This is a genomic window from Streptococcus mitis, from assembly GCF_019929545.1.
In the GTDB taxonomy this organism is placed as follows: Bacteria; Bacillota; Bacilli; order Lactobacillales; family Streptococcaceae; genus Streptococcus; species Streptococcus mitis_BU.
In genome coordinates this window covers 21,829-29,158 of record NZ_JAHZPT010000025.1, presented here as the reverse complement: position 1 = coordinate 29,158, position 7,330 = coordinate 21,829, and the positions used below count along the sequence as shown (strand labels likewise).

The 7,330-nt window shown below is 41.8% G+C and carries 7 protein-coding genes; all 7 read right to left on the bottom strand.

From position 1 onward, the window contains the following. Positions 1-216: 216 nt before the first annotated feature. The 7 genes from K1I71_RS07410 to K1I71_RS07380 all read right to left on the bottom strand — a co-directional run bounded on the left by K1I71_RS07410 (position 217) and on the right by K1I71_RS07380 (position 7,200). Entirely contained in the window at positions 217-1,254 is a 1,038-nt protein-coding gene (locus K1I71_RS07410) for an aldose epimerase family protein (RefSeq protein WP_223330623.1), read from the bottom strand. 115 nt (positions 1,255-1,369) lie between these two features. After that, positions 1,370-2,536, bottom strand: a complete 1,167-nt coding sequence (locus K1I71_RS07405; RefSeq protein ID WP_223330622.1) for an SIS domain-containing protein — start codon at positions 2,534-2,536, stop codon at positions 1,370-1,372. A 250-nt stretch (positions 2,537-2,786) separates the two neighbouring features. After that, complete coding sequence (locus K1I71_RS07400) at positions 2,787-3,191, bottom strand: PTS sugar transporter subunit IIA (RefSeq protein ID WP_223330621.1); 405 nt, start codon at positions 3,189-3,191, stop codon at positions 2,787-2,789. Between the two features lie 5 nt (positions 3,192-3,196). Then, a complete protein-coding gene (locus tag K1I71_RS07395; protein ID WP_125455962.1) occupies positions 3,197-4,021 on the bottom strand; it encodes a PTS system mannose/fructose/sorbose family transporter subunit IID in 825 nt (274 codons plus the stop codon). Continuing rightward, on the bottom strand, positions 4,008-4,913 hold the full coding sequence (locus K1I71_RS07390) for a PTS mannose/fructose/sorbose/N-acetylgalactosamine transporter subunit IIC (RefSeq protein WP_023944066.1): 906 nt from the start codon (positions 4,911-4,913) through the stop codon (positions 4,008-4,010). The genes K1I71_RS07395 and K1I71_RS07390 overlap by 14 nt, the downstream gene beginning before the upstream one ends. Positions 4,914-4,939: 26 nt before the next feature. Next, complete coding sequence (locus K1I71_RS07385) at positions 4,940-5,416, bottom strand: PTS sugar transporter subunit IIB (RefSeq protein ID WP_000156970.1); 477 nt, start codon at positions 5,414-5,416, stop codon at positions 4,940-4,942. Continuing rightward, complete coding sequence (locus K1I71_RS07380) at positions 5,413-7,200, bottom strand: glycoside hydrolase family 35 protein (protein ID WP_223330620.1); 1,788 nt, start codon at positions 7,198-7,200, stop codon at positions 5,413-5,415. Before K1I71_RS07380 ends, K1I71_RS07385 begins: the two co-directional genes overlap by 4 nt. Positions 7,201-7,330 lie beyond the last annotated feature (130 nt).

Sequence of the window (7,330 nt, the reverse complement as noted above, 5' to 3'; positions counted from 1 at the left end):
AATAATAACCTCATCTTATGATAAGGCTATTATCTCATATTTTGGTGTCCATTGGATAGGTTTTTAGAGGTGCCCTTCATTTTTTTCTCCTTTTATCCTTTAGATAGGACAGGTATTTTCAATATTAAATTATATCATATTTTCCTATTCTTTGCCCATTTCTACTAATGTTATAAGGTAAATACTATTCCCCAAAAAGTAGAAATTCCTATCCTTTTATTTCACAACAAGCTCATAACGTGTCTTGCTTGTAAAGGTTTGACCTGCTTTGAGAATGACTTGGTCTTTGAGGTCACTGTGAATGGCATCTGGTAAAGCTTGCGCTTCAAGGGCAATCCCATTGTGCTGTACCATTGGCTGACCTCCTATGATGACACTCTCATCCACAAAGTTTGCTGTGTAAACTACAAAGCAAGGAGCTTCTGTCTTGAAAAGCAGGAAGCGACCTGAGTTTTGGTCATAAAGGAATCCAGCATTGTCATGACCTGCAGGAAGGGCAAATGGATGATCCAAACCTGATACCTGCTGGATTTGCTCATCTTCTTCTGCAAAGATATCTTTCAACAAGGCACCATTGTAGATGTGTTTGACCACATCACGGTTGGCTTCTGGAGTTTTGGCAGGAACACCGTCGGAAGCGATTGGGTAAATGCCCTCAGTATTTAGTTGGAAGACATGACGGTCAATCGTCTGCGTGAAATCACCAGACAAGTTGAAATAGCTGTGGTTTGTTGGATTGACCAGCGTATCTTGATCGGTCGTCACCTTGTAGCTGATTTCATAGGCACCAGTTTCTTCTAAGTTGTAGCTAATCCAGATTTTAAGATTGCCAGGGAATCCTCCTGTCCCATCTGTACGCTCTGTGTAGAGGGTCAAGCCATGGTCGCTCACCTCAACTAGTTCAAACAAGCTCGAATCCCAACCAGTTGAACCACTGTGGTTACAGTTGCTAGCATTGTTGACTTCAAGGTCATATGTCTTGCCATTTAATTCAAAGGTCGCACCTGCAATACGGCCCGCCACAGGACCTACGCTAGCTCCATGCTTGGGACTATTGCCTACATAGCTATCAAAATCATCAAAACCCAAGATAACGTTGGCAAAGTTTCCAGCCTTGTCAGGTGTGACATAGCGCAAGATGGTTGCACCATAAGTCATAACCTCAAGCTGGTAGCCACCGTCCGTCTCAAAGCGATAGGCCAAGACATCCTTGCCCTCAACATTTCCAAATACACGCTCTGTGTATGCTTTCATTCTGTTCTCCTTTTACTATTTCTCTCAAGCAAACAAACCATAGAAAGCCTACTGACAATCTATGGTTTATCTGATAGTTTACAAATTCTCTTGTCAAGAATTCATAAACACTGTCTTACTTTTGATATTCGTGGATGATAACACCTTGTACCACACGGTTTACTGTACCTGTAGGAGACGGTGTATCTGGTTTGTTTTCTACCTTGAGTGAAGTCAATAGGGCAAAGAGTTGGGCATAAACGATGTAAGGGAAGACACGGTAAATATCATTCAAGACACCGCCACAACCAAGGGCCACTTCTTTGACATTTGCAAGACCAAAGGCTTGATCACTCAAAAGCACAACACGGCGAGCAATCTGGTCACCAGCAACTTCACGAACCAAATCCAAGTCGTACTTGCGAGTGTAGTCTGTTGTTGTACCAAAGACCAAAACAACTGTATCTTCGTTGATAAGAGATTTTGGACCGTGACGGAAGCCAACTGGGCTTTCATACATAGTCGCAACTTGACCAGCAGTCAGTTCCAAAATCTTGAGCTGAGCTTCATGAGCAAGTCCAAAGAAAGGACCAGCGCCTAGATAGATGACACGGTTAAAGTCTAGGTCAACAAGTTCTTTGACATCTTCTGCATTGTCTAGAATTTTACGGGCAAGACTAGATACAACTTCAAAACGTTCAGACTTAACAGCAAATTCTGTAGGATCAAAGACTAAGAGAGCTGTCAACATCATAGACGTAAAGCTAGAGGTCATGGCAAAGCCAGCATCATTAGAAGCAGCTGGTTGCAAGAGCAAGAGATTGCGTTCATCTCCATGAGCTTGAAGAGCCAATTTACCGTCCGCTGCACAAGTAATCGTCACTTGATAAAGCTCATCCACCAAGGCTTTTGCCAAATCAACAGTCGCAACACTTTCGGGAGAGTTCCCACTACGAGCAAAAGATACAAGGACAGTTGCCACATCTTTTTTCAAATAAGTTTCTGGATTGGCAACGATATCTGTTGTCGCAATAGCATTGAAATTCCATTTGCGTTCGTCATAGACTTCTTTAAAGTAAGGTACCAAGGTATCTCCCACATAAGCAGAAGTCCCCGCACCTGTCAAGATAACCTTGATATAGTCATGTTTATCAGCAATCCCTTGCAGGAAGGCTGCAATTTCTTCACGTTTTGCTTGATAAGATTCAAAAGCTTCTCTCCATACATCTGGTTGTTGGTAGATTTCACGTGTAGTGATTTCTGCACCCAATTCGAGCAAATCTTCTTTTGTATAATGTAGCATTGAGTTCCTCTTTTTCTATTAAATATGGGAATGGGAGTAAGCCCCATTCCCATGTATATTCTATATAAAATGCTCTAACGATTTTCACGTTGTCACATCGTATACTCAATGAAAATCAAAGAGCAAACTAGGAAACTAGCCGCAAGCTGCTCAAAACACTGTTTTGAGGTTGCAGATAGAACTGACGAAGTCAGTAACATCTATACGGCAAGGCGACCCTAGTATGGTTTAAAGAGATTTTCGAAGAGTATTATTCATCTTCGTCATCATCGAAGCCAGCTAACAGGTCATTAACTTTCACAATGCTTTCTGCAGCACGGTTCTTATAGTCCGCATCTGCACCTGTAAGGCTCGCATTGATAAATTCAATCACCATTGGAAGATTCATCCCTGCGTAAAGTTCGATGTCACGACCTTCCATAATCAAACGGCTTACCACGTTACATGGTGTTCCACCGAGAAGATCTGCAAAGACTATGAAATCATCCAAACCTTCAATAGCTGCTTCAAATTTTGCAGTAAATTCTTCTGGGCCATCTTCTGGAAGAAGAGCCACTGCATGAATGTTATCTTGTGGGCCCATAATCATTTCTGTGCTGCCTTTAAGCTCCTCACAGAAGCGACCATGGCTGACCAAAATTAATGATTTTACCATAAAACTTATTTAGGTCCCATTCCAAATGCAAAGTGACCAAGGGCAGAAAGACCTACTGCAAGAGCGATAATGATACCGATAGCTTTAGTAGAGGTCATACCTTTCTTACCAAGCAACCAGAAGATAAAGGCAGTAAAGATTGCTGGAAGCAAACGTGGGAAGATTTGGTTCAAGATGTCTTGGAAATCAATCATCTTTTCACCGATTGGCAACTTGTAAGAAATTTCAAAGTTGATCATTGTTGCTACAAGAGCACCCATCATGAAGACACCAAGTACAGATGCAGCGTCAATCAAAGCTGTCAAGGTACTTTGCATATTGTTGATAAGGTTAACCCCTTCTTTGTAGGCAAATTCCAACTGTTTCCAACGGAAGATGTCATACGCTACTGCAACTGCAATCCAAAGGAAGATACCCCAAGGTTGTCCAGCGATAGCCATAGTTGCTGCGATAGATCCCATGATAGCAGGTACAAGCGAACCAAAGATTGTATCTCCAAGAGGAGCAAAGGGTCCCATCAAACCTGTCTTGATACCGTTAACGGCATCTTTTGAACCTACACCATCTTTTTCTTCCATGGCAAGGTCAAAACCAGCGATAATGGTATGGAAGAATGGAGAAGTATTGAAGAATTGAGTATGAACTTTCATCATTTCCTTCAATTCAGGAGTTCCATCCCCATACATTTTACGCAATTGAGGCAAAATCATGTAAAGGTAACCAGAAGCTTGCATACGTTCGTAGTTCCAACCCAATTGGAAAGTAAACAAGCTACGTTTGTTGATTTGATTAAAATCTTCTTTTGTAAGTTTGTAATTAGAATTCGTCATCTTCGATTTCCCCACTTTCTGATGGTGTAGAAGGTTCTGCTACAGCTACTTTTTGGCTATTTTTGAAGTGAAGCACTGCAAGGAAGATACCTACGATAGAGATACCAATCATAGACAAACCTTTGAAGTTGTTCACGAAACCAATTTTTTCAGCAACATCTTTCGGTAGAGTACCTACGATACCAGCAACAGCGCCACCAAGACCTGTTACATATGAGTAAAGAACAGTCAACATAGCTGTCAAACCAAATCCCATAGCAAGGTAGTGAAGGTTACGTTTAACTGGAAGGTAACGAAGCAAGATTGCAAATCCAAGACCTGGAAGCATACGTCCTGCAAGTGTCAAACCATCTGCAACCCATTGGTATTTTGTAACGAAATCTACTACGTGTTGTACAAATTCACCACCAAAAGCAAGCGCGAAGAAGACTGGAAGGGCACGAGATAAAGCCCAAGGAATCGCACCAAGTAGGTAGTTACGTTCAATACCTTTGTAATCAAAGCGTTCGATTGCCGCATCCACACGGTGAGCAAAGAAGGTAGTAGTCATACGACCAAGAACGTCGAAGTAAGTCAAGAGAGCTGCTACTGGCACAGCGATTGTTGTGATCGCAAGTGCTGTATCAATTCCTTGTGAAACAGAGAAGGCTGTCGCAAGAACCGCACCAGAAGTTGCGTCGATACGAGAAGCACCACCGAAGGTACCAACCCCAAGAACGAACAGTTGCAAGTTACCACCGATAAGCAGACCAGTAGTCACATCTCCCATAATCAAACCAGTAATGAAACCAGCAAATACAGGGGAACCTGCAGATGAAACGATCGTCAACTCATCACAAATTTGATAAGCTGAGTACAAAGTGAGAAGTAAAATTTGCCACCATTGTATCATAACAATGACCTCCTAAAAATTTTTTCCTATTTTAATAAGCTCAAAAAGTCTGAAATTGGATCATTTGGAACCATTTGAGCAGTAAGTTTAACACCTTTTTCCGCCAATTTGTGGAAATCTTCCACATCCTTGTCCACTACGTTAATAGAACGTGTGATAGCGCGAGTTTCTGGTGTTTGAGACATATTACCGACATTGAGTGTTTCAAGTGGAACACCTGCTTCGACCAAACCAAGGAAGCGGTCTGGTTTACGAGCCACGATAAAGAGACGTTGGCTATCATATTTACCAGCAAGAATATTGGCTGCCGCTTTTTCAATTGGCAAAATACTCAACTTCACACCTGGTGGTGTCGCAAGTTTCAAACCACTCTTTTCAACGTCGTTGTTGACAACTTCGTCATCTACAACCATAATACGTGAAACATTTAGTTTTCCAGCCCATAGATTGGCTACTTGTCCGTGGATCAAACGTCCATCAATACGGCATCCTACAATTGTCATAAATTTTCCCCCTTTATATGTTTTAGTGTAGGTTTACGAGTTAAATGAATCTCTTCTTTATATTCACCCTCTGTCTCAAAGATAATGACGCGGTTGGCACCTTCCTTGAGATAGCTATGAGGGATATAAAGCGAGAGGGTTGGGCCAACGTTCCAAAAACGTCCTAGGTTCTGCCCATTGACAAAGGCAACTCCCTTACCAAACTCAGACAAGTCTAGATAAGTATCTTTTGGCGCTTCGATTGTAAAATCATAAGCGTAAAAGGCTGGTTGTCCTTCTGTCCATCCTTTTGAAAAATCAATTTTCTCAGGATTATCTAGTGGGAGTGGATAGTGTTTCCAGTTTAGTAAGAAGTGCAAATCCTTACAAACCCCTGTCCGAATTCCCTTACGTTGCGTATCTGCTAAGAACTTATGTCCATAGTTGACACGCCCCATATTTTCTACCAAGATATCTAGCCTAGATAGCGCTTTCTTTTCACCTTGATAAAAAATATCTTCCCCAATCTCTGTCTGATATTGAGTTTCGACCCACTGACCATCGACATAAAGCTGAGCCCTATCTCGACCATCAATGATACGAAGTCTTTCTTCTTCTGCATCCCAGTTTGTTTCTGTTCGATAGAGTAGATAGCCATAGCTTTGTCCCAACTCCTCCATCTTTTTAGGATAGAGGCTTTCTACTGGACTTGACAAGCTATACAAGGTTTCAAACAAGGACACTTTTTCAACTAGTGGAATAGCATCCAACTCCATACTCTCTTTGTAGAGTGGTTCCAGCTGCGGATACTCTGGAAAATGTGTTGCCATCATCTTCTTGACTGCCAGATATTTGGCAGTTGGATTTCCTTCCTCATCTAGGAGGGCATCGTAATCATAAGATGTAACTTGTGGCAGGTCCAAAGTCCCTCGAGCTGAGCAACCATTCATGAAACCAAAGTTTGTACCACCGTGGAACATGTAAAGATTGATAGAGCCTTGTTCCAAAACTTCTCGAACTGCATCTGCCAACTCTTTTGGATCCCGTGTGATAATCGGTTCTTTCCAACGATTGAACCAGCCGTCCCAGAACTCCATACACATGAGCGGCCATTTCTTGCCATGTTCATCAAAGAATTCCTGCATCTGTGAAAAGTTGTACGGAGCTTTAGAACCAAAATTCCCTGTCACAAAGAGATCATCTTCGATCAAAGTTCCAGCTTTCAGAGTAGCTCGCCATGGACCATCTGATGTAAAGAGGGGACAGGTTACGCCACGTTCTTCCATCAACTGTCGAATTGCTCTTAGGTAAGCCTTATCTTCGCCATAAGAACCATATTCATTTTCAACCTGCATCATAAGGATATTGCCACCATTGTCCAACAAATGTGGCACCAACCGTGACAAGAGCTGGTCATAGTAGCGACCGACAGCTTCAATATAAGTAGGATCTGAGGAACGAAGCCTCATATTCTTTGTTAAGAGCCAGGCTGGTAAGCCACCGAATTCCCACTCTGCACAGATGAAGGGTGACGGACGAACGATAGCGTAGAGACCCAAATCTTGTGCTGTCTGAAGAAATCGCTCCAAATCCAGAGCTCCTTCAAAGTGAAACTCACCCTCACGAGGCTCGTGTAAATTCCAGGCCACATAAGTCTCTACTGTATTAAAACCAAGAGCCTTCAAGTTATAGAGCGAATGATACCAATCTTCTGGAGGAACCCTAAAATAATGAATGGCGCCAGATAAAATCTTAAATGATTTTCCATCGAGATAAAAATCATCTCGTATCTCAAATCGTTTCATATTCTTACCTTCTGACAACTAAAGTTTACGCTTTCATTTGTTGATATAGTAAATATATCTCAATATCTTGCATTTGTCAATAGGTTTTCACAATTTTTTTCATTTTTCACTAAATTTTACACAAAAAACT